We start from the raw sequence: 20,337 nt of genomic DNA on the forward strand, positions 1-20,337 counted from the left end.
GGACCCCGCCGGTTCTGAGGTCTAGGTCGACCCGGCCGCCCTCACCGCCTCGGTGACCGCAACGATGACGTCGGTGTCCGAGCTGCCGGGGCTGAGGATGGCGGCCACACCCGCATCGGTCAACGTGGGGCGATCGACATCGGGAATGATGCCGCCGACGATGACCGGTGTGTCGAGTTCCGCCTCGACGACCGCGTCCACCATCCGGGGTGCCAGCGTGAGGTGACCGCCGTTGTGCATCGAGATGCCGATGGCATCGGCGTCCTCGTCGATGGCGGCGGCCACGATCGTGGCGGCGCTCTGACGAAGCCCGAGATAGATCACTTCGCAGCCGGCGTCGCGCAGGGTACGGGCCACCACCTTGAGCCCGCGGTCGTGACCGTCGAGGCCCATCTTGGCCAGCACCACCCGGATCGGCTGGCCATCCGGGCGTAGGGCCTTGCTCGTCGTGGTCGTTGGTTCGCTCACAGCACCTCCGGCTCTCGGTAGGTCCCGAACACGCCCTCGAGGCACGTGGTGATCTCGCCCAGCGTGACGTGAGCGGACATCGCGTCGATCAAGGCGGGCATCAGGTTGATCGACGGGTCGGCGGCCTGGGCGGCCAGGCCGTCGAGGGACGTTCGTACCCGGTCGTCATGCCGACTGTGGCGCACCCCCTCGAGACGCTTCAACTGCAGCGCCTCGACCTCGGGGTCGATCGAGAGGAGGCGAGGGGCGCGGTCGTCGCCGTCGGTATAGGCGTTGACCCCGACCGTGATGCGCTCGCCGGCATTGACCGCCCGCTCGAAGGTGTAGGCCGCCTCGGCGATCTCGCCGACGAAGTAGCCGCGATCGATGCCCTCGTAGACCCCCTCCAGCATCGAGCCCGAGCCGAGCCGATCGAGGTCGGCGAAGATCTCCTCGGCCTGCCGCTCCATCTCGTCGGTCATCCACTCGACATAGGCGGATCCGCCGAGGGGATCGGCGACCGAGGCAACGCCGGTTTCCTCGGCAATGATCTGCTGGGTGCGCAGCGCGATGCGTGCCGCCTCCTCGGTGGGCAAGGCCAGCGCCTCGTCGTAGCTGTCGGTGTGGAGGCTCTGCGTGCCGCCGAGCACTGCGGCCAGCGCCTGGGTGGCCACCCGGGCGATATTGATCTTGGGCTGTTGGGCGGTCAGGGACACCCCGGCGGTTTGGGTGTGAAACCGCAGCTTCATCGATCGTTCATCGCGGGCGCCATAGCGGTCCCGAAGCCAGCGGGCCCAGATCCGGCGGGCGGCGCGGAACTTGCCGATCTCCTCGAAGAAGTCCGAGTGGGAGTTGAAGAAGAACGACAGGCGAGGGGCAAAGTCGTCGACCGCCAAACCGGCTGCAAGGGCCGCTTCGACGTAGGCGAAGCCGTCCGCCAGGGTGAAGGCCAGCTCCTGGGCAGCGGTCGAGCCCGCCTCGCGGATGTGGTAGCCGGACACCGACACCGGATTCCAGCGCGGCATCTCGGCGGCGCAGAAGGAGATGACGTCGGTGACCAACCGCATCGAGGGCCGAGGCGGAAAGAGGTACTCCTTCTGTGCGTGGTACTCCTTGAGGATGTCGTTCTGGATCGTGCCGCCCAGCTGGGCCCGCGGCGTGCCGTTGGCCTCGGCGACGGCGATGTAGGCGGCCATGATCGGGGCGGCCGGCCCGTTGATCGTCATCGAGGTGGTCACCTGGCCCAAATCGACGCCCGCGAACAGCTCGGTCATGTCGGAGAGGCTGTCGACGGCAACTCCGGCGCGCCCCACCTCGCCGATCGCCCACTCGTGGTCGGAGTCCCGGCCGAGCAGGGTGGGCATGTCGAAGGCGGTCGACAGGCCCGTGCTGCCCGCAGCGAGCAGCTCGTGGAAGCGTGCGTTGGTGTCGGCGGCCGTGCCGAAACCGGCGAAGAGGCGCATCGTCCAGCTGCGGCTGCGGTACATCGACGCATGGATGCCGCGGGTGTAGGGGAACTCGCCCGGGTAGGGGCCGTCGCCGTACACCCCCTCGACCGGCACGCCCGACATGGTCGTGTGCGGGGCGTCGGCGCCGGGGCTGGCGGCGAAGGCGGCCTCCCAGGCGGCCCGAGAGCCCGCCGCTGGGGCCTGCCCGCCTGGCGCGGTGCTGGTGCCGCCATCGGAGGCGGGGTGGTCGTTGCCGGAAGTGGGGTTGGTCGGGCCCGATGCCATTGGATCATCGTACCGCTGTGACGACGGCGACGGGCCTGGGCTAGAACCCGGTCATGCTCCTTGACCGACGATCCGGCAACGCCGACGGTGCGTCGAGCACCCCGCGGGTGGTGTTCTTCGACCTGGGCAACGTGGTGATGCCGTGGTCGCCGCGTCGGTTGTACGCCGAGCTGATGCCCGACGTGGCCATGCTCGACTGGTTCACCTCCGAGGTGATCACGGTGGCGGTCAACGAGGAGATGGACCGTGGGCGCCCGCACACCGAGGTGTTGGGCGAGGTCGCCCTGGCCCATCCCGACCACGCCGAGCTGATCTGGACCTTCTGGGACCGGTGGCCCGAAACGCTGGCCGACCCGATTGCCGGAACGGTGGCGATCATCGACGAGCTGGGCGCCGCCGGGGTGCCCCGCTATGCGCTGTCGAACTTTGCCACAACCACCTTCGAGCGCATCGTGGACGACCCCCGCTTCGAGGTGCTTCACCGGCTCGACGGTTGGTTGTTGTCCGGTGAGGTTGGCGTGATCAAACCGGATCCGGAGATCTACGCCATCGCCTGTGAGCGCTTCGATGTCGACCCATCGGAGGCGGTGTTCATCGACGACCGGGCCGACAATGTCGCGGCGGCGCAACATTTCGGGTTGCCGGCGATCCTCTTCACCGATCCGCAGCGGCTGCGAGCCCAACTGCGGGCGCTCGGGTTGCCCCTCCGCGCCGTCTCCTAACCTAAGCGCCATGGCTTCCTCCGGCGCGCAGAGCGACCCTTCACCCGAGACGATCCTGGTGACCGGAGGGGCCGGGTACATCGGGGCCCACGTCACCGCCGCCCTCGCCGCCTCCGGTCGCAGCGTCGTCGTGCTCGACGACCTGTCGACCGGGACGGCCGACCGGGTGCCCGACGGCGTGACGTTGATCGAGGGCGATGTCGGCGACGCCGCTGTGGTGGGGGCGGCGCTCCACGACCACGGCGTGACGGCGGTGATCCACATCGCCGCCAAGAAGCAGGTGGGCGAATCGGTGGCCCGCCCGCTGTGGTACTACCGCCAGAACGTCACCGCCATGGCCACCCTGCTCGAAGGGTGCGTCGACGCAGGCGTCGGCCGGTTCCTGTTCTCCTCCTCGGCCGCCACCTACGGCATGGGCAGCGGAGGAGTGATCGAGGAGGACGACCCGCCCCGACCGATCAACCCGTACGGGGAATCAAAGCTGATCGGGGAGTGGCTGCTGGCCGACGTCGCCCGGGCCACCGGCCTGCGCTACGCCGCCCTGAGGTATTTCAACGTGGCCGGCGCAGTGTCGCCCGAGCTGGGTGACCCCGGCGTGTTCAACCTGGTCCCGATGGTGTTTGACGCCCTCACCCGTGGCGAACGACCCCGGATCTTTGGCGCCGACTGGCCCACGCCGGACGGAACGTGCGTCCGCGACTACGTGCACGTCGCCGACCTGGCCGACGCTCACATTCGGGCCCTGGACGCCCTCCAGGCGACTGGGGGCGAGGTGGCGCCGGAGGCCGATGCAGCGGAGACCGTCGATGGCCTGGTTCTCAACGTGGGGACCGGCCAGGGTTCGTCGGTGCAGGAGGTGATCGACGCCGTCGGACGGGTGCTGGGCCACCCGGTCGACGTCGAGGTCGTCGAGCGCCGCCCCGGCGACCCGGCGGCCCTGGTGGCGTCGGTGGACAGGATCACCGACGTGCTCGGTTGGTCGACCAGCCGCAACCTGGACGACATGGTGAGTTCGGCGTGGGAGGGCTGGCTGGCCCTGCACCCCGAGGCCGCGTCCCTGGCGGAGTAGGTCGTCCCGCCCGTTCGCCGATCCGCGTCGCCGGTAACGGCGACGCCGGTCTCGTAGGCGATCATCACCAGCTGGGCGAGGTCCACCGCGTCGAGTTTCGTCAGCCGAGGACTGATGGGGGTCGTGCCGGTGGCGTGGCTGACGTAGAGCTCGGCGGCGATTTCGGCGTTCGAGCCTCCCCGGGCGATCGACTCGAGCACCTCCCGATCTCGAGCGGTGAAGCGGTTGAGTGTGACCGCCGCTCAAGCCGACGCTGACGGTTCTCAGAGGGGGACGTCGCTTGGCAGGTCCGCGGACGGTGGGGGATCGCGTAGGGCGACCCCCGCCGACACCGCAGCGATTCCGAGCAGCTCGGAAGCGGTCGGAATCTGGCGAAGGGTGATCGCCGCCACCAGGGTGGCAGTGGCCGGAAGCACGGCCAACAACAGGGCGAACTGGCCGTGGGTCAAGCGGGGCAGCACCACTTGGTCGATGCCGTAGGGCACGACGTTGGCGAACACCCCGACCGCCAGGGCGGTCGCCAACAGCGGCGGGCGGGTGAACGCCCGGGCGGCCCCGGGGGCGAACACCGGCGCCAGCACCAGCGTGCCCAGAGCGGTCGACAGCGTCAGCCCGGTCGTGCCCAGCCCAAGGTGGGCCAGGCGTTTGCCCAGAACCACATATCCGGCCCAGCACGCTGCTGCGATGGCAACGAAGACCAAGCCGGCTGCGTTGGCCCGCCACTCGATGCGGGCCAACAGCACAACGCCGGCCGACGCCAGGGCGACGGCGGCCAGGTTGCGGCGGGTGCGGGCGGCCCACAGGGCAACACCGATCGGGCCGGTGAACTCCAGCGCCACCGCCGTCCCCAGCGGCAGGTGATCGATGGCCAGGTAGAACGACGTGTTCATGACCGCCGAGGTGACCCCGAAGGCGAGGGCGGCGCCCAGCACCGCCCGGGAGGTCACCCGGGAACGTACCGAGCGCCGCCATGGCCGGGTGAGCACCAACAGGGCGGCGCTGGCACCGGCGAGCCGAAGCCAGGCGGTGCTGCCGGCGCCGACCTCGTCGAACATGCCGACCGCCAGAGAGGCGCCGACATAGAGCGAGATCCCACCGAGGATGAACGCAGCCACCGGGGCGTCGCCGAGCACGTTGGCGGCGGAGCGGCGCTGGGACACCGCATCATCCTGCCAGCCGCGCCCGCCTGGCCTCCTCTCGCGAGACCGCCGAGCGGGGTGTGGAACAGAGGCGAGGTGCGGAGCGGAGGTGTGGAGCGAAGGTGTGGAGGTGTGCCGGTGAAATTCACCGGCACACCTCCACACCCCGGCACACCTCCACAACCAGGCAAGGTCCGGGGCGCGCTACGGCGATTCAGCAGGAGGATGCGCGTGTCTCGGCCCGGTCGGGGCGTCGGCTACCCAACTGGGCCTGGGTATGGTCTCGATACACTCGCCCGCTACCACGACGATGGGGGAGACAGATGAGCGACGAGCTCTTTTCGGTCAGCGGTAAGACGGCGTTGATCACCGGTGGGTCGCGGGGCATCGGCGCCATGATCGCCCGGGGTTTCGTCGCCGACGGGGCCCGAGTGATCATCGCAGCTCGGAAGGCGGCCGAGTTGGAAGCGACCGCAGCGGACCTGAACGCGCTGCCCGGCGAGGGCAGCGCCACAGCGATCGTCGCCGATCTCGGCTCGGAGGAGGGTGCCCGTGCGCTGGCCGCCGCGGTCGCCGAGCAGACCGACCACCTCGACGTGCTCGTCAACAACGCCGGCGCCACCTGGGGCGTCCCGCTGGAGGAGCACGACCAGGCGTCATGGGACCGGGTGCTCAACCTCAACGTGGCCGGCGTGTTCCACGTGACCAAGTTCTGCCTACCGCTGCTGCGTGCGGCGGGCACTGCCGACGAGCCCGCCCGGGTGATCAACATCGGCTCGATCGACGGCATCCACGTGCCGATCATGGAGACCTACTCGTACTCGGCGTCCAAGGCGGCGGTGCACCAGCTGACGCGCCACCTCGCCAAGCAACTGGCCCCCGACATCACCGTCAACGCCGTGGCACCCGGACCTTTCGAGTCCAAGATGATGGCGGCGACCCTGGAGAGCTTCGGCGACGCGATCGCCGATCAGGCCCCGATGAAGCGGATCGGCCGTCCCGACGACATGGCGGGGGTCGCCCGTTTTCTGGCCTCCCGGGCCGGCGCCTACGTCACCGGCGCCATCATTCCCGTGGACGGTGGCCTGGCCACCGTGGGGTAACCCGGCTCAGGTGGCCTGGCCCCGGTCGGGTCGGGAACCGTCGAGCCGTTGTCGGTGGCTCCGCGTTTCAGGTAGCTGCCACCGTGGGGTCACGCGGCTCAGGTGGCTTGGCGGTACCAGCGGACCGCCGTCGGCGCGGCGGTCGCCAGGATCGCTGCAATCCACAGCAGCGCCAGCACGGTCGACGTGCCGGTCGACGCGTTGAGCAGACCCTGCTTGCGAAGCGCCGCAGCCTCGACGGGACCGGCCATCAGACCCCGCACCGAGTCGATGATCACCGTGATCGGCTGGTGCTTGGCGAAGGCCTGAAGCCAGCCCGGCATCGTCTGCACCGGCACGAAGGCCGAGGACGCGAAGGTGAGCGGGAAGATCAGCGGAAACGCCACCGCCTGGGCCGCCTCGGCGTTGGCCGCTTTGAGCCCGACGAGGGCGAACACCCAGCTGAGCGAGAACGCAGCCAGCAGGATCATGATCGAACCCAGGGCAAAGCCGGTGATCCCACCCGATGGGCGAAACCCGACCAGCAGCCCGATGACGGTCATCAGGGCCACGACGAAGGTGTTGCGGGTCAGGTCGGCCAGCGTGCGACCCGCCAGGACGGCCAGGCGCGACATCGGCAGCGACCGAAAGCGGTCGACCACCCCGGTGGCCAGGTCCTCGGCCAGGCCGATACCGGTGGCCGTCGAACCGAAGACGACGGTCTGCACGAAGATGCCGGGCATCAGGAAGTTGACGTAGGCGACGCTGCCCGTCTGGATGGCCCCGCCGAAGACGTAGCGAAACAGGAGGGTGAACATGACCGGCTGGATGAAGGTGAACACCAGCAGCTGGGGTTGGCGGACCAGGTGAAGCAGGTTGCGACGGGTGAGGACCAGCGTGTCGCTGATCGCCCAGGCCAGCGCCGAGCGTTCCTCGGTCTGCAGCGCTTCGCTTCCCCCAAGGTTGGCTGTGGACGTGGTAACCGTCGTGTTGGTCATGAGGTTGCCTCCTGGGGGGTGTCGGCGGTCTCCTCGGCGGCGTGACCGGTAAGGGACAGGAAGACGTCGTCGAGGCTCGGCTCCCGCAATGCCAGACCGGCGACGCCGATCTTTGCGGCGTCGAGCGAGCGCAGCACCGCCATGGCGGTCGCCGGGCCGTCGGCGGTGGCCAGGCGCACCATGGTGCCGTCCTGCTCCGGGCTGCCCTCGGCGCCGGGCACCTCCTGTAACTCCGCCAGGGCAGCGGTCGCCGCCCTGGAGTCGACGAGGTTCACCTCGAGCACGGTGGCGCCCAGCTGGCGCTTGAGCTCCGCTGCCGTACCGCGAGCGATGGCCAGGCCGTGATCGATCACCACGATCTCGTCGGCGAGCAGGTCGGCCTCCTCCAGGTACTGGGTGGTGAGCAACAGGGTGGTGCCGTCGGCCACCAGCTGGCGGATGACCTCCCACAGGTCGCTGCGCGATTTGGGGTCCAGCCCGGTGGTCGGTTCGTCGAGGAACAGCACCGGCGGCTTGTGGACGAGGGCGGCCGCCAGGTCGAGCCGGCGTCGCATGCCGCCCGAGTACGTCTTCGCCGGGCGGCCGCCGGCGTCGGCCAGGTCGAACTGGTCGAGCAGTTCGGTGGCGCGCCGGGCGACCACCTTGCGGGACAGGTGGGCCAGCCGTCCGATCATCTCCAGGTTCTCCTGGCCGGTGAGCAGTTCGTCCACCGCGGCGTACTGGCCCGCCAGCCCGATCACCTTGCGCACGGCGTCCGCCTCGGTCACGACGTCGTGGCCGAGCACCGTGGCCCGCCCCTCATCGGGGATCAATGTGGTGGTGAGCGCCCGCACCATCGTGGTCTTGCCGGCGCCGTTTGGGCCGAGCAGGCCCAGCACCGTGCCGGTGGGGATCGACAGGTCCACTCCGCCGAGGGCGGTGACATCGCCGTAACGCTTGGTGATGCCGTGTGCCTCGATGGCGGGTGCCGGCTTCGACGGGCTGGGCGTGCGTGGGCCGCCTGCGGGGGTGCTTGAGGAGCGGGCGTCATCGAACATTTCAGGAAGCTTTTCGCATGAACGGCCGCTGCGTCGACCCACGGCTGAGATCGTCTCAGGCGGCTTTCATGGACGCCCGATGACGCTCGGCGCTCTTGGCGATGTTCCTCAACATGCCGCCAAAAACGATGCCATGGAACGGCCACACCGCCCACCAGTAGACGTGACCGGCCAAGCCGGTGGGCACGAAGGTGGCCAGCTGATGCAGTGTCGAACCCGACGCGTCGTCGGCCCCCGGCTCGACCCGGAACTCGAGCCAGGCCCGACCGGGCACCTTCATCTCGGCCCGCAGCCGAAGCAGATGGCCGCGATCGAGTTCCTCGACGCGCCAGAAGTCCAGCGCCTCGCCGACGAAGAGTCGATTGGGGTTGCGGCGGCCGCGCCGCAGACCGACGCCGCCGACCAGCCGGTCCATCCAGCCTCGCACCGACCAGGCGAGGGGGAACGAGTACCAGCCCCGGTCGCCGCCGATGCCCTCGACCACCTCCCACAACACGTCCGATCCGGCGTCACAGTCGAGCTGCCGCTCATCGTGGTAGATGCTGCCGCCGGTCCAGTCCGGGTCGCTGGGTAGCGGGTCGGACGGTGCGCCGGCGGTCGAAGCGCCCGACCATCGGGTGGTGACCTCCCCCCGCTTGATGCGTTCGAGAGCCAGCGACACCGCCTCCTCGTACCCGGTGGGGCCCCACGGGGGCTCGCCGACCTGATCGGCCAGGTCGTGCTCCTCGGTGACCACTTCGTGGATCACCGACTCGATCAGCGGCGCAGCGATCGACCTGGGCACCGGCGTGACCACGTTGACCCAGTGGGCCGACGACTTGGGCGTCAGCACCGGCACCGGGATGATGATGCGGCGGCGCAGCCCGGCCACCTTGGCGTAACGCTGCATCATCTCGACGTAGGTGAACACCTCGGGCCCGCCGATGTCGAAGGTGCGGTTGGCGTCGTCGTCGAGGTGGACCGCCTGGGCCAGGTACCAGATGACGTCGCGCACAGCGATCGGCTGGATGCGGTTGTGTACCCACCGGGGCGTGATCATCGCCGGCAGGCGCTCGGTGAGGTAGCGCATCATCTCGAACGACGCCGACCCCGAACCCAGAATGATCGCCGCCTGAAGAACCGCAGCGGGCACCTGGCCGTCGAGAAACACCTGCCCAACCTCCAGGCGGGAGGCCAGGTGATCGGACAATTCACCCTCGGGGTGCAGGCCACCGAGATAGATGATGCGCTTCACCCCGGCGTGCTCGGCTGCCTTGGCCACGTTGGTGGCCGCCCGGCGATCGACCTCGACAAAGTCGGCGCCCCCCAGCGAGTGCACCAGGTAGTAGACGACGTCGATGCCCTCCATCGCCGCTTCGAGCGTCTCGGGCTCGGTGACGTCGCCCTCGGCCACCTCGATCGAGTCCCTCCAGGGCACGTCGCGCAGCTTCGACGGGGTTCGCACCAGACAGCGCACGCCGTGCCCATCCTCGATGAGGCGCGGCGCAAGCCGTCCGCCGATGTAGCCGGTCGCTCCGGTGAGCAGGATCTTCATCCGCCCAGACTGCTGCGTCCACCGCCCCCATGCCCCGCCGGTCCACGCCCGAGCGCCCGCCCGGCGGGTGTGCCCGATCGCACTGCAGCGCCCGTCACGTTGTCGCCGGGGCCGGGGCGCGGTCACGATGAAGGCCTATGGCTCGAATTTTGGTTACCGAGAAGATCGCCGATCCAGGCCTCGACCGCCTCCGGGAGGCCGGTCATACCGTGGACATCCAGGTGGGGCTGTCCCCCGAGGAGCTGATCGCAACCATCCCAGGCGCTGCGGCGCTGATCATCCGCTCGTCGACCCAGGTGACCGACGAGGTGTTGGCGGCGGGCACCGACCTGGTCATGGTGGGCCGGGCGGGCATCGGCCTCGACAACGTCGACCTGGAGGCGGCCACCCGGCGCGGCGTCATGGTGGTCAACGCGCCGCAGTCCAACACGCTGTCCGCAGCCGAGCACACGATGGCGATGCTGCTGGCGCTGGCACGCAACATCCCCCAGGCATGCGCAGCGTTGCGCCAGGGCCGCTGGGAGCGCAGCCAATGGAACGGCGTCGAGCTAGCCGACAAGACCTTGGGCGTCATCGGTCTGGGCCGTATCGGCACCTTGGTGGCCCAACGGGCGATGGCCTTCGGCATGCGGCTGGTCGCCTACGACCCCTTCCTCTCCGTCGAGCGGGCCCGGCAGCTCAACGTCGAGCTGCTCGACTTGGACGAGCTGCTCCAGCAGGCCGACTTTGTCACCCTGCACCTTGCCAAGACCCCCGAAACGATCGGCATGCTCGACGCCAAGCGCCTGGCGGCCGCCAGGCCCGGACTGCGGATTGTCAACGTTGCACGGGGCGGCATCATCGTCGAAGACGACCTGGCCGACGCGGTTCGTTCCGGCCACGTCGCAGGAGCTGCACTCGACGTGTTCGCCTCCGAGCCAACGACCGAGTCGCCACTGTTCGACCTGGACAACGTCATCGTCACCCCGCACCTCGGGGCGTCGACCACCGAGGCCCAGGACAAGGCGGGCGACGTCATCGCCGACATGGTGCTGCTGGCGTTGGCCGGCGACTTCGTGCCGTTCGCCGTCAACGTCGAAGCGGCCGAGGTGCCCGAGACCGTTCGGCCCTACCTGGGCCTTGCCGACGATCTCGGGCGGATCTTCGCCGGCCTGGTCGGCGACAACACGCCGGCCCTGGAGATCGAGATGTGCGGCCAGATCGCCGAGCACGACACCCGCCTGCTGGCCCTGTCGGCGCAAAAGGGGTTCTTCGGGGCGGTGACCGGCCAGCCGGTCAGCTACGTCAACGCCCCACAGATCGCCGAGCAGCAGGGAATCGAGCTGCGGACGGTCACCTGCACCGACCCGGTCGACTACCTCAGCCGCATCACGCTGTCCGGCGGTGGTCACTCCGTCTCGGGCGCGTTGGTCGGTCTTCAGCACGTGCCCAAGGTGGTGGGTATGGACGATCACACCGTCGATATCACCGTCGCCTCGCACATGCTGGTGATCCACAACCGAGACGTCCCGGGCCGCATCGGGTTCGTCGGGGGTGTGCTCGGCGAGGCCGGGGTGAACATCGAGGACATGAACGTGGGCAAGAACCCCTCGGGCGAAGGCTCGCTCATGGTGGTGACCACCACGCAGTCCACACCACCCGACGTCGTCGAGGCGCTGCGCAAGGGCGAGGGGATCGAGTCGGTCCGCTCGGTCGGCTGAGCGGGGGTCGGTCCCGGACAACCGCCGGGGCCGACGTCTTCAGCCCGACGGTCCGTCGGTGGCCAATGCTCAAATGTGCCTTGGAGCCGCTGTGACGGCTGCTGGACACAGTTGAGCCCAGCCGGCCCGCCGCCGGGGCGAGCGGGTCACCGGCCCCGGGGATCTCCACCCAGTGACGGCCAGCCAACCCTGACCGAAGATCCGCTCATGCTGGACGAAGCGGCCCTGAGGGAGCTGGCGGCCACCCAACACGGGGTTGCGTCACGCGTGCAGCTGCAACAGGCCGGGCTCACCCCTCGGGCAATTCGGCACCGGATCGCAACGGGACGGTGGGTGTCCATCGGTCGGAACGTGGTCGCGCTCGGGCCGGTGCCCACCGACATCTGGGGTCGCGCTCAGGCCGGCGTGCTGGCGGTGCCCAGCGCCACGGTCAGCCATCGAACCGCAGGCGCTCTCCATGGTCTCCCGGGTCTGAGCCCGGCGACCCGGGCGCCCATCGACCTGTCGACGACCGTGCTCAGCGCCGTCGGCCCTGCGGACGTGCGCCTCTTTCGCCGCACCCATCGTACCCGCTTCCAGCATCTCGGCGGAATGGCCATCACCACGGTGCCACAGACCCTGTTCGATCTGGCGGCGGTGCTGCCCGTCGAAGAGCTGGACCGGGTCGTCGACCTGAGCCTTGCCCAGCGCCGACTTCCGTTGTCGGTGCTGGAGCTCTCCGTGGAGGAGCTGTCGGGTCGCGGCGTGCGCGGTACGCCGGCGCTGCGTCATCTGCTGGCATCGCGACGCAGCGAGGGCGGCTCGGAGAGCGAGCTGGAACGGCTGTTCCTGGAGGGCTGGACCGCGGCCGGGGGCGTGCCGGGTCGTCAACAGGTGCAGATGCCATGGCACGCCCGGGTCGACCACCTGTGGGACGACGAGATGGTGATCGGCGAGAACGACTCCCGCAGCTGGCACACCAGGGAGCGTGATTTCGACTCGGATCGCCAACGCGACGCCGAGGCGGCCTCGTTCGGATACCTGACCGTGCGCATCACCTGGGGGCAGGTGAAGTACGACCTTGAGGCAACGCTCGTGCGTCTGGCCAAAATCCTGCGGGTCAGGGCTGGAATGGCCAGCCACACCTCAACCTAGGCCTGGCGGCCGACCGGGGGCGCCCCGAACCCAGCCCGGGCCCGCTCGTCGGGTCGGCGGCGCGTCACGCTGAGGGATGCGGGCCGCCTCAGTTGCGGAGCTTGGAGAGCAGCCGCAGCAGCTCCAGGTACAGCCAGATGATGGTGACCAGCAGCCCGAAGGCGCCGTACCACTCGAAGTCGCGGTCGAGGCCCATCTTCTCGCCCCGCTCGATGAAGTCGAAGTCGAGCGCCAGGTTCATGGCGGCGATGCCGGCGACGATGACGCTGAAGCCGATGCTGAGTGGGGTCGAGCTGGAGAGGAAGCTCACCGCTTGGGCTCCGGCGAACAGGCTGATCAGGAAGCTGATGCCGTAGAACACCATGATTCCGAGGGTGGCGAAGATGACCGTGCGACGGAACTTGTCGGTCACCTTGATGATGCGGAAGCCGTACAGGAACAACATGACCAGGAACACGGCGAGCGTGGCCCCGATCGCCTGCACGACGATGCCGCCCTGGAACGACTCGTACATCTTGGAGATGGCGCCGACGAAGAAGCCTTGGGCCAGCGCGTAGACGGGGGCGATGAACTTGGCCATCCGAGGCCTGAACCACAGGCCGATCAGGCAGACGAACCCGACGCCGACGCCGACCCAGGCCAGCATCGGGATCGTGAAGTTGGTCACCTGCTGGCCTGCGGCGTTGAAGCCCGTCGTGGGCGAGGCGGTCTGCACCCAGCCGAACGCTGCGCTGAGCAACAGCAGCGCCATCAGCACCGAGGTGGCCCACGCGGTGCCCCGCATCGTCATGCCCCGGCTCTCGCCGTCGAGGCCTACAGGGCGTTCCATGCCGGGGGGCGGCCATTGGGTCATCGTGTCGGCCGAGGCCGCCGACCCGGGGCCCCAGGTGGACGCCTTCTCCAGCGATTTGTCGTTGAGCATTGGGTTGGCCATCGGCTCAGCCTACTGAGAAATCGGGCCAACCTGGCGGCATCACCCGGCGGTCGCCAGGCTGGGCATCCATGCTGGTCGCCGGGCCTCGAAGGCACTGATGGCGTCGGCGTGGGACAGGGTGAGGGCGATGTCGTCCAGGCCGTTGACCAGGCGGTGCTGGGCCGACGGCTCCAGCTCGAAGCGCTCCTCGACACCGAGCGACTGCACCTCGACGGTGGCGGTTTCGACGTCGATCTCCAACATCAGGGACGGGTCGTCCTCGAGCGCCCGCAGCAGGCGCTCGCCCAGCTCGAAACTGACCGTGACCGGCACCAAACCGACCTTGGTGGCGTTGTTGACGAAGATCGGCCCGAACCGGGGTGAGATCACCGCGTCGAAGCCGTACTGCTGCAGCGCCCACACCGCGTGCTCCCGCGACGATCCGGTGCCGAAGTTGGGCCCGGCGACGAGGATGTTGGCCCCCTGGTAGCGCTCGTCGTTGAGCACGAAGTTGCGGTCGTCGCGCCATTCGGAGAACAGGCCCCGGTCAAAGCCGGTGCGCTCGACCCGCTTGAGCCAGTCGGAGGGGATGATCTGGTCGGTGTCGACGTCGGAGCGGTCGAGGGGCACGGCGCGGCCGGTGATGATGCGGACGGGTTCCATGGTGGTGGTCCTTTCGGGGAAACGGAGAACTGATTCGGGCGGGAGGTGAGGGCGCTGGTCGGCGCTGTGGCTGACCGGACCGGGCCGATAGGTGAGCGGAATTTGGGCGGCGGGTAGGCGGGATCCAAGCGGTGGGAAGGCGTGGCCTGGGAGCGAGGAGTCGGCCTACAGGTCGGCGGGCTCGGCGAAGTGCCCGGCGATGGCGGTGGCGGCGGCCACCTCGGGCGACACCAGGTGGGTGCGTCCGCCGCGGCCCTGGCGGCCCTCGAAGTTGCGGTTCGACGTGGACGCCGATCGCTCGCCGGGGGCGAGGGTGTCCGGGTTCATGCCCAGACACATCGAGCAGCCGGGCTCGCGCCAGTCGAACCCGGCGTCGCTGAACACGGCGTCGAGCCCCTCGGCCTCGGCCTGAGCCTTGACCGCGTGGGAGCCAGGGACGACGTAAGTGCGCAGGTTGGAGGCGATCGTTCGCCCCCGCACAACGGCCGCGGCGGCGCGCAGGTCCTCGATGCGGGCGTTGGTGCACGATCCGATGAAGATCACGTCGACGCCCACCTCCTTCATCGGCTGGCCGGCGGACAGGTCCATGTACTCGAGCGCCCGCGCGGCGGCCGCCGCCTCGGTCGGGTCGTCGAAGGAGGCCGGGTCGGGCACGGCGCCGTCGAGCGGCACCACCTGGCCCGGGTTGGTGCCCCAGGAGATGTGGGGGCGGATCTCGGCTGCGTCGAGGAAGATCTCCTTGTCGAACACGGCGTCGTCGTCGGTGACCAGCTGCGCCCAGTCGGCCAGCGCCTGCTCCCAGGCCTCGCCGGTCGGCGCGTGGGGGCGGCCCTCGACGTAGTCGTAGGTGGTCTGATCCGGGGCGATCAGCCCCGCTTTGGCGCCGGCCTCGATCGACATGTTGCAGACGGTCATGCGCCCCTCCATCGACAGCGCCCGGATGGCAGAGCCGCGGTACTCGGCGATGTAGCCGATGCCGCCGCCGGTGCCGAGCCGACCGAGGATGGCCAGGATGATGTCCTTGGCGGTCGAACCGGCCGGCAGCTCGCCGTCGACGTTGATCCCCAGGGTCTTTGGACGCACCTGGCTGAGGCACTGGGTGGCCATGACGTGCTCCACCTCGGAGGTGCCGATGCCGAAGGCCAACGAACCGAAGGCGCCGTGGGTAGCGGTGTGGGAGTCGCCGCACACGATCGTCATCCCGGGCAAAGTGAGGCCCTGTTCGGGGCCGATGATGTGCACGATCCCCTGAAGCTTGTTGCCCATCGGGTACGCGGTCACGCCGTAATCCTTGGCGTTGCTGCGCAGCGTGTCGATCTGCTTGCGCGACACCGGATCGACGATCGGGGCGCCGATGTCGGCGGTGGGCACGTTGTGGTCCTCGGTGGCCAGTGTGAGTTCGGGGCGGCGCATTGTGCGGCCGGCCATGCGCAGGCCCTCGAACGCCTGGGGAGAGGTCACCTCGTGTACCAGGTGCAGGTCGATGTACAACACGTCGGGCTCGCCGGGGGCCGAGTGGACGACGTGGTTGTCCCACACCTTTTGGCTGATCGTGCGTGGGCCTGCGGGGTTGGTGGTGGGGGACACTTCGGCTCCTTTGGATGCTGGGCGGGAAGGGACGGCTGCCGAGCGGATGGCAGCAGTTGCACGAAGCGATCGGCTGCGGGAGTCCGTCCTCGGCATGTGGAGGGCGTCGGGGCACTATTGTCTCACATAGTGAGATGCGAGTCTTGCTCCGTGGTACGATGGTACCCATGCCCAACACCGGAGGCAACCGGCCTCGAGCGAAGACGAGTGGGGGCGAGCCACTTGACGTTGCGCTAGCGCCGGCGCTCGCCACCGGCGTCGGCGTGCTCGACAAGTCGATGACGATCGTCGCCGCACTCGAGGACGGCCCCGCACGGCTGAGCGAGCTGACCGACCGCACCGGCATGAGCCGGGCCACCGTTCACCGCCTGGCCAGCTCGCTCGACGAGCATGGCCTGGTGCGGCGCACGACCGACGGCAGCTTTGCGCTGGGCTACCGGCTGGTGGGGCTGGCTGCCCGAGCGCTCGGCGGGTCGGCGCTGGCCGAGACGGCGCGCCCGACGGTGACAGCGTTGCGCGACGTCACCGGCGAGAGCGCCCAGTTGTGGCTGCCCGACGGGGAGTGGCGCGTGTGTTTGCTGTCGGTCGAAGCCACTCACGAGCTGCGCACGATCGTCGACGAAGGGTCCCGTGTGGCGATCGACGTCGGTTCGGGCGGGCGGGCCCTTCAGGGCGAGGCCGGCACGGCCGGATGGGTGGCCACCGTCGGTGAGCGGGCCGACGGGGTGGGATCGGTGTCCGCCGGGGTGCTCGGGCCGTCCGGCAGCGTGGTCGCTGCGGTCGGGATCTCCGGCCCCGTCGACCGCCTGGGCGAGGATCCCGGCGCCCGCTTCGGCGCCGATGTGGTCGCTGCGGCCAACGAGCTGTCCGAGGCGCTCGGGGTGCCGCCCCGCCATGGCTGAACCGGGATGGGCGTCCGCTGCCGGCTCACCGGACGCGACGGCGAACGGTGTCGGGTTGGTGGCGGCCGGTCACGAAGTGACCGCGGATGCCGCCGCGCTGATGCTCGCCGCCGGAGGCAACGCCTGGGACGCAGCGGTCGCCGCCGGGTTCGCTGCCACCGCCGCCGAACCCCTGTACACCAGCCTGGCGGGCGGCGGCTTTCTGCTGGCGACGGGGCCAGGTTTGGGGTCGATCCTGTTCGACTTTTTCGTATCGGTGCCGGGCTTGGGTCGCACCCGCCCGGTCGAGGCGCCCGTTCCGGTGCCGATCCGTTTCGGTGCCGCCACCCAGACCTTTCACGTCGGGCCGGGGTCGGTGGCGGTCCCCGGGCTGCTCGCCGGTCTGCTGGCCGTGCACCGGCGTCTGGGCACGTTGCCCCTTGCCCAGGTGGTGGCACCGGCGATCGAGGCGGCCGCCATCGGCCAGCGGGTGGGCGCGATGGTGCGGGTGGCCGGTCTGCTGGCCCCCGTGATGGGACGGACGCCCACCGGTGCCGAGCTGTACCTGCGCGACGGCCGTCCCCTCGCCGAGGACGATCATTTCCACAACCCGCAGCTCGCGGCGGTACTCGGCGAGGTGGGCGCGGGTGGCCGGGACGGCTTTGCCCCCGACGAGTTGGGGGGAGCGGTCACCTCCGCCGATCTGGACGAGTACCGGGTAGAGGAGCGACGGCCCTTGACGCTCGACCTCGACGGTGTCGCGGGCTGGACCAACCCGGCCCCTGCATTCGGTGGCCGCCTGGTGGCCCTCGGGCTGGAGCGTTTGGCCGGTGACCCGAGGGGATCGGACAGGCGCACGCCCGACGGCGCATTGGCCATTGCCGACGTGCTGGTCGCCCAGGGAGACGCCCGCCGGCGTCTCGTCGGCGCCGTGCAGGGCACCACGCACCTGTCGGTGATCGACCGCTGGGGCAACCTGGCGTCGATGACCGCCTCCAATGGCTCGGGCTCCGGAGAGTTCGCACCCGGCTCGGGCGTCCAGCTGAACAACATGATGGGGGAGGAGGACCTGCACCCCGCCGGGTTCGACGCCGCGGTGCCGGGCACGCGGATCCCGTCGATGATGGCGCCGACCGCCCTGCGCCTCGACCGTGGGGGTCGATCCGTGGCGCTCGGCAGCGGCGGATCGGAGCGCATCCGCTCGACGATCACCCAGGTGACCGCCGACCTGGTCAGCGAGGCCTTACCGGCCGACCAGGCGGTGGCCGCCCCCCGTCTGCACTGGGACGGCTCGTCGCTCCAGGCCGAGCCGGGCTTCCCGGCGGCGGTGCTCGAGGCGCTCGCCGCCCGATACCCGGTGGTCGAATGGGGTCACCGGGACCTGTACTTCGGCGGGCTCCACCTGGTGGCCACGCCGGACGTGGCCGTCGGCGACCCCCGCCGCGGCGGCGCAATCCGAGTGATCAGGCCGGAATGATCTAGTAGTACCAGGGGTAGGGGGACCAGTCCGGGTCACGCTTCTCGAGGAACGAGTCCCGGCCTTCGGCTGCCTCGTCGGTCATGTAACCCAGGCGGGTGGCCTCCCCGGCGAACAGCTGCTGGCCGACCAGGCCGTCGTCGATCAGGTTGAAGGAGTACTTCAGCATGCGTTGGCCCATCGGGCTTTTGCCATTGATCTTGGCCCCCCACTCCAGCGCCACCTCCTCGAGCCGCTCGTGGTCGACCACGGCGTTGACCATGCCCATGCGGTGGGCATCGTCGGCCGAATATTCGTCGCCGAGGAAGAAGATCTCCCGGGCGAACTTCTGGCCCACTTGGCGGGCCAGGTAGGCCGACCCGTAGCCGCCGTCGAAGCTGGCCACATCGGCGTCGGTCTGCTTGAAACGGGCGTGCTCCCGGCTGGCCAGCGTCAGGTCGGAGACGACGTGCAGGCTGTGCCCGCCGCCTGCGGCCCAGCCGGGCACGACGCAGATCACCACCTTGGGCATGAAGCGGATGAGGCGTTGCACCTCCAGGATGTGCAGCCGGCCGGAGCGGGCCGGGTCGATGCTCTCGGCGGTGTCGCCTTCGGCGTAGCGGTAGCCATCCTTCCCCCGGATGCGCTGGTCGCCACCCGAACAGAACGCCCATCCGCCGTCCTTGGGGGACGGGCCGTTGCCGGTCAGCAGCACGCAGCCGACGTCGGAGGTGGTCCGGGCGTGTTCGAGCACCCGGTAGAGCTCGTCGACGGTGTCGGGCCGGAACGCGTTGCGGATCTCGGGCCGATCGAAGGCCACCCGCACCGTGCCCTGATCGACGGCCCGGTGGTAGGTGATGTCGTTGAGGTCATCGAAGCCGGGAACGTCCTCCCAGCGCTGCGGGTCGAACAGGTCCGAAACAGGCGGTGCCATAGGCACGGGACCCTAGCGAACGAGACCTCGGACCAACCCGGCCGCGTCCAACGTGCTGTCCAACCCCGCCTCTTGCCGAACTGGGGAGTGGGGGGCGCGGTCTGGCGGTTGTTTGGGCTCCCGAGTTGCGGGTGGCGCGCAAGCGGGGAGTTGGGACCGCGGTCTGGCGGTCGTTTGGGCTCCCGAGTTGCGGATGGCGCCGGGCTAGCCCTTGGGTCGGCGCCGTTGGGCCTTGCGACGGGCTCGCTGGTTGGTCTCCCGCTGCCGGTCGCGGGAGCGCACCTCGAGCTGTTCGTCCAGCCGGGTGAGCTCGTCGGCGAGCGAGCGGTACTGCTCCAGGCGCTCGGTCGATACGGCCGTCTCGGCGGCACAGCCGTCCTCACCCTGGTGGGCGCAGTCCTCGAAGCGACATGAGCGCGCTGCCGAGGTCACCTCGGGAAAGGCGAGCGCCAGGCCGTCCCAGGCCTGCCACAGCCCAACGCCGCGGATGCCGGGGGTGTCGATCAGCAGCCCGCCCCCGCTCAGCGCCAACAGCTGCCCGGTGACCGTCGTATGGCGCCCCCGCAGGTCGCTTTCGCGGACGTTGCCGGTGAGCGCCACCCGCCGCCCGGCCAGAGCGTTGACCAGGCTGGACTTGCCCGCCCCCGATGCACCCAGCAGCGCAACGGTGACCCCCGGCGCCAACAGCGGCCGCAGCTCGTCGAGGCCGCTGCCGGTGAGGTTGGACACAGCGACGACGTCGACCCCGGGCGCGGCCACCGTTGCCGCCGACCGGGCGGCGGCCAGCTGGGTGGCGTCGACCTGGTCGGACTTGGTCAGCACCACCGCCGGCCGGGCTCCGCTCTCCCAGGCGATCACCAGCTCGCGCACCAGCCGGGCGGGGTTGACCCCGGTGTCGAGGGGTTGCAATACCAACAGGTGGTCGAGGTTGGCGGCCACCGCCTTGGCGCTCAAAGCGAGATCGTCGCGATCTGCCCCGGGCGACCGACGCTCGAGCACGCTGCGACGCGGCAGGCGCACCTCGATGCGGGCGGCGTCGGGGTTGAGGCCGCACCAGTCGCCGACCACCGCGTCCCGGGCCTCCTTGTTGGCGACGATCAGCTGCCGTCCGAAGGACACCCCGGCACCGTCGACGCTGAGCCCGCCCTTGTCGATGCGGGTGATGCGGGCGGGTATCAGGTGGTCGGTTGCCGCCGCCGCCCAGGTCGATTCCCAAGCGTCATCCCAGCCGAGCTCGCGTTGCTGCACCCCTCCAGTCTGGCCGGACGGCACTGTGTCGTGCGTCGGTGGCGTCCGTCGCCCCGTGCC

The 20,337-nt window shown here is 69.9% G+C and carries 18 protein-coding genes and 1 pseudogene; 7 read left to right on the plus strand and 12 right to left on the minus strand.

Going from position 1 to position 20,337, the window contains the following annotated elements; translation table 11 throughout:
- Positions 1-21: 21 nt before the first annotated feature.
- Both IPN02_05210 and IPN02_05215 read right to left on the minus strand, forming a co-directional pair.
- The gene (locus IPN02_05210) at positions 22-393 is read right to left on the minus strand and encodes a cobalamin-dependent protein (protein ID MBK9296258.1); all 372 of its coding nucleotides are present in this window, start codon (positions 391-393) and stop codon (positions 22-24) included.
- Between the two features lie 71 nt (positions 394-464).
- Positions 465-2,018 carry a methylmalonyl-CoA mutase gene (locus IPN02_05215; protein MBK9296259.1) on the minus strand — a complete coding sequence of 518 codons (1,554 nt, stop codon included), beginning with the start codon at positions 2,016-2,018 and terminating at the stop codon, positions 465-467.
- 215 nt (positions 2,019-2,233) lie between these two features.
- Here IPN02_05215 and IPN02_05220 point away from each other — a divergent pair, with 215 nt between their 5' ends.
- Positions 2,234-2,902: an HAD family phosphatase gene (locus IPN02_05220; protein ID MBK9296260.1), complete on the plus strand. Its 669-nt coding sequence runs from the start codon at positions 2,234-2,236 to the stop codon at positions 2,900-2,902.
- Positions 2,903-2,912: 10 nt separating this feature from the next.
- The gene (galE, locus tag IPN02_05225; GenBank protein MBK9296261.1) at positions 2,913-3,971 is read left to right on the plus strand and encodes a UDP-glucose 4-epimerase GalE; all 1,059 of its coding nucleotides are present in this window, start codon (positions 2,913-2,915) and stop codon (positions 3,969-3,971) included.
- Between the two features lie 41 nt (positions 3,972-4,012).
- On the opposite strand, the pseudogene IPN02_05230 reads toward galE, so the two are convergent.
- Both IPN02_05230 and IPN02_05235 read right to left on the minus strand, forming a co-directional pair.
- Positions 4,013-4,171: pseudogene (locus IPN02_05230) on the minus strand (DNA-binding response regulator).
- A 63-nt stretch (positions 4,172-4,234) separates the two neighbouring features.
- Positions 4,235-5,026, minus strand: a complete 792-nt coding sequence (locus IPN02_05235; protein ID MBK9296262.1) for an EamA family transporter — start codon at positions 5,024-5,026, stop codon at positions 4,235-4,237.
- Between the two features lie 407 nt (positions 5,027-5,433).
- Between IPN02_05235 and IPN02_05240 the strand changes: the two genes are divergently transcribed.
- The gene (locus IPN02_05240; protein ID MBK9296263.1) at positions 5,434-6,213 is read left to right on the plus strand and encodes an SDR family oxidoreductase; all 780 of its coding nucleotides are present in this window, start codon (positions 5,434-5,436) and stop codon (positions 6,211-6,213) included.
- A gap of 98 nt (positions 6,214-6,311) precedes the next feature.
- Here the strand turns inward: IPN02_05240 and IPN02_05245 are convergent, their stop codons facing one another.
- Genes IPN02_05245 through IPN02_05255 form a run of 3 tightly spaced genes read right to left on the minus strand, consistent with a single transcriptional unit; the run spans position 6,312 to position 9,761 of the window.
- Positions 6,312-7,190, minus strand: a complete 879-nt coding sequence (locus IPN02_05245) for an ABC transporter permease (GenBank protein ID MBK9296264.1) — start codon at positions 7,188-7,190, stop codon at positions 6,312-6,314.
- Positions 7,187-8,227 (minus strand): ATP-binding cassette domain-containing protein, encoded by a 1,041-nt coding sequence (locus IPN02_05250; GenBank protein MBK9296265.1) that lies wholly within the window; start codon positions 8,225-8,227, stop codon positions 7,187-7,189. The genes IPN02_05245 and IPN02_05250 overlap by 4 nt, the downstream gene beginning before the upstream one ends.
- A gap of 55 nt (positions 8,228-8,282) precedes the next feature.
- Positions 8,283-9,761, minus strand: a complete 1,479-nt coding sequence (locus IPN02_05255; protein ID MBK9296266.1) for an SDR family oxidoreductase — start codon at positions 9,759-9,761, stop codon at positions 8,283-8,285.
- Between the two features lie 137 nt (positions 9,762-9,898).
- On the opposite strand from IPN02_05255, the gene IPN02_05260 reads away from it, so the two are divergent.
- Positions 9,899-11,461, plus strand: a complete 1,563-nt coding sequence (locus IPN02_05260) for a phosphoglycerate dehydrogenase (protein MBK9296267.1) — start codon at positions 9,899-9,901, stop codon at positions 11,459-11,461.
- Positions 11,462-11,668: 207 nt separating this feature from the next.
- Positions 11,669-12,595 carry a type IV toxin-antitoxin system AbiEi family antitoxin domain-containing protein gene (locus IPN02_05265; GenBank protein ID MBK9296268.1) on the plus strand — a complete coding sequence of 309 codons (927 nt, stop codon included), beginning with the start codon at positions 11,669-11,671 and terminating at the stop codon, positions 12,593-12,595.
- A gap of 88 nt (positions 12,596-12,683) precedes the next feature.
- Here the strand turns inward: IPN02_05265 and IPN02_05270 are convergent, their stop codons facing one another.
- The 3 genes from IPN02_05270 to leuC all read right to left on the minus strand — a co-directional run bounded on the left by IPN02_05270 (position 12,684) and on the right by leuC (position 15,758).
- A complete protein-coding gene (locus tag IPN02_05270) occupies positions 12,684-13,529 on the minus strand; it encodes a Bax inhibitor-1/YccA family protein (protein ID MBK9296269.1) in 846 nt (281 codons plus the stop codon).
- A gap of 39 nt (positions 13,530-13,568) precedes the next feature.
- Positions 13,569-14,171, minus strand: coding sequence for a 3-isopropylmalate dehydratase small subunit (leuD, locus tag IPN02_05275; protein MBK9296270.1), 603 nt, complete (start codon positions 14,169-14,171; stop codon positions 13,569-13,571).
- Between the two features lie 165 nt (positions 14,172-14,336).
- Positions 14,337-15,758: a 3-isopropylmalate dehydratase large subunit gene (gene leuC, locus IPN02_05280; protein MBK9296271.1), complete on the minus strand. Its 1,422-nt coding sequence runs from the start codon at positions 15,756-15,758 to the stop codon at positions 14,337-14,339.
- Between the two features lie 167 nt (positions 15,759-15,925).
- Here leuC and IPN02_05285 point away from each other — a divergent pair, with 167 nt between their 5' ends.
- On the plus strand, positions 15,926-16,660 hold the full coding sequence (locus IPN02_05285; protein MBK9296272.1) for an IclR family transcriptional regulator: 735 nt from the start codon (positions 15,926-15,928) through the stop codon (positions 16,658-16,660).
- Complete coding sequence (locus IPN02_05290; GenBank protein ID MBK9296273.1) at positions 16,653-18,116, plus strand: gamma-glutamyltransferase; 1,464 nt, start codon at positions 16,653-16,655, stop codon at positions 18,114-18,116. Before IPN02_05285 ends, IPN02_05290 begins: the two co-directional genes overlap by 8 nt.
- A 1-nt stretch (position 18,117) precedes the next feature.
- On the opposite strand, the gene IPN02_05295 is transcribed toward IPN02_05290, so the two are convergent.
- Positions 18,118-19,029, minus strand: coding sequence for a 1,4-dihydroxy-2-naphthoyl-CoA synthase (locus IPN02_05295; GenBank protein MBK9296274.1), 912 nt, complete (start codon positions 19,027-19,029; stop codon positions 18,118-18,120).
- Positions 19,030-19,233: 204 nt separating this feature from the next.
- The gene (rsgA, locus tag IPN02_05300) at positions 19,234-20,277 is read right to left on the minus strand and encodes a ribosome small subunit-dependent GTPase A (protein ID MBK9296275.1); all 1,044 of its coding nucleotides are present in this window, start codon (positions 20,275-20,277) and stop codon (positions 19,234-19,236) included.
- Positions 20,278-20,337 lie beyond the last annotated feature (60 nt).

This window comes from Candidatus Microthrix subdominans (assembly GCA_016719385.1).
GTDB classification, from domain to species: Bacteria; Actinomycetota; Acidimicrobiia; order Acidimicrobiales; family Microtrichaceae; genus Microthrix; species Microthrix subdominans.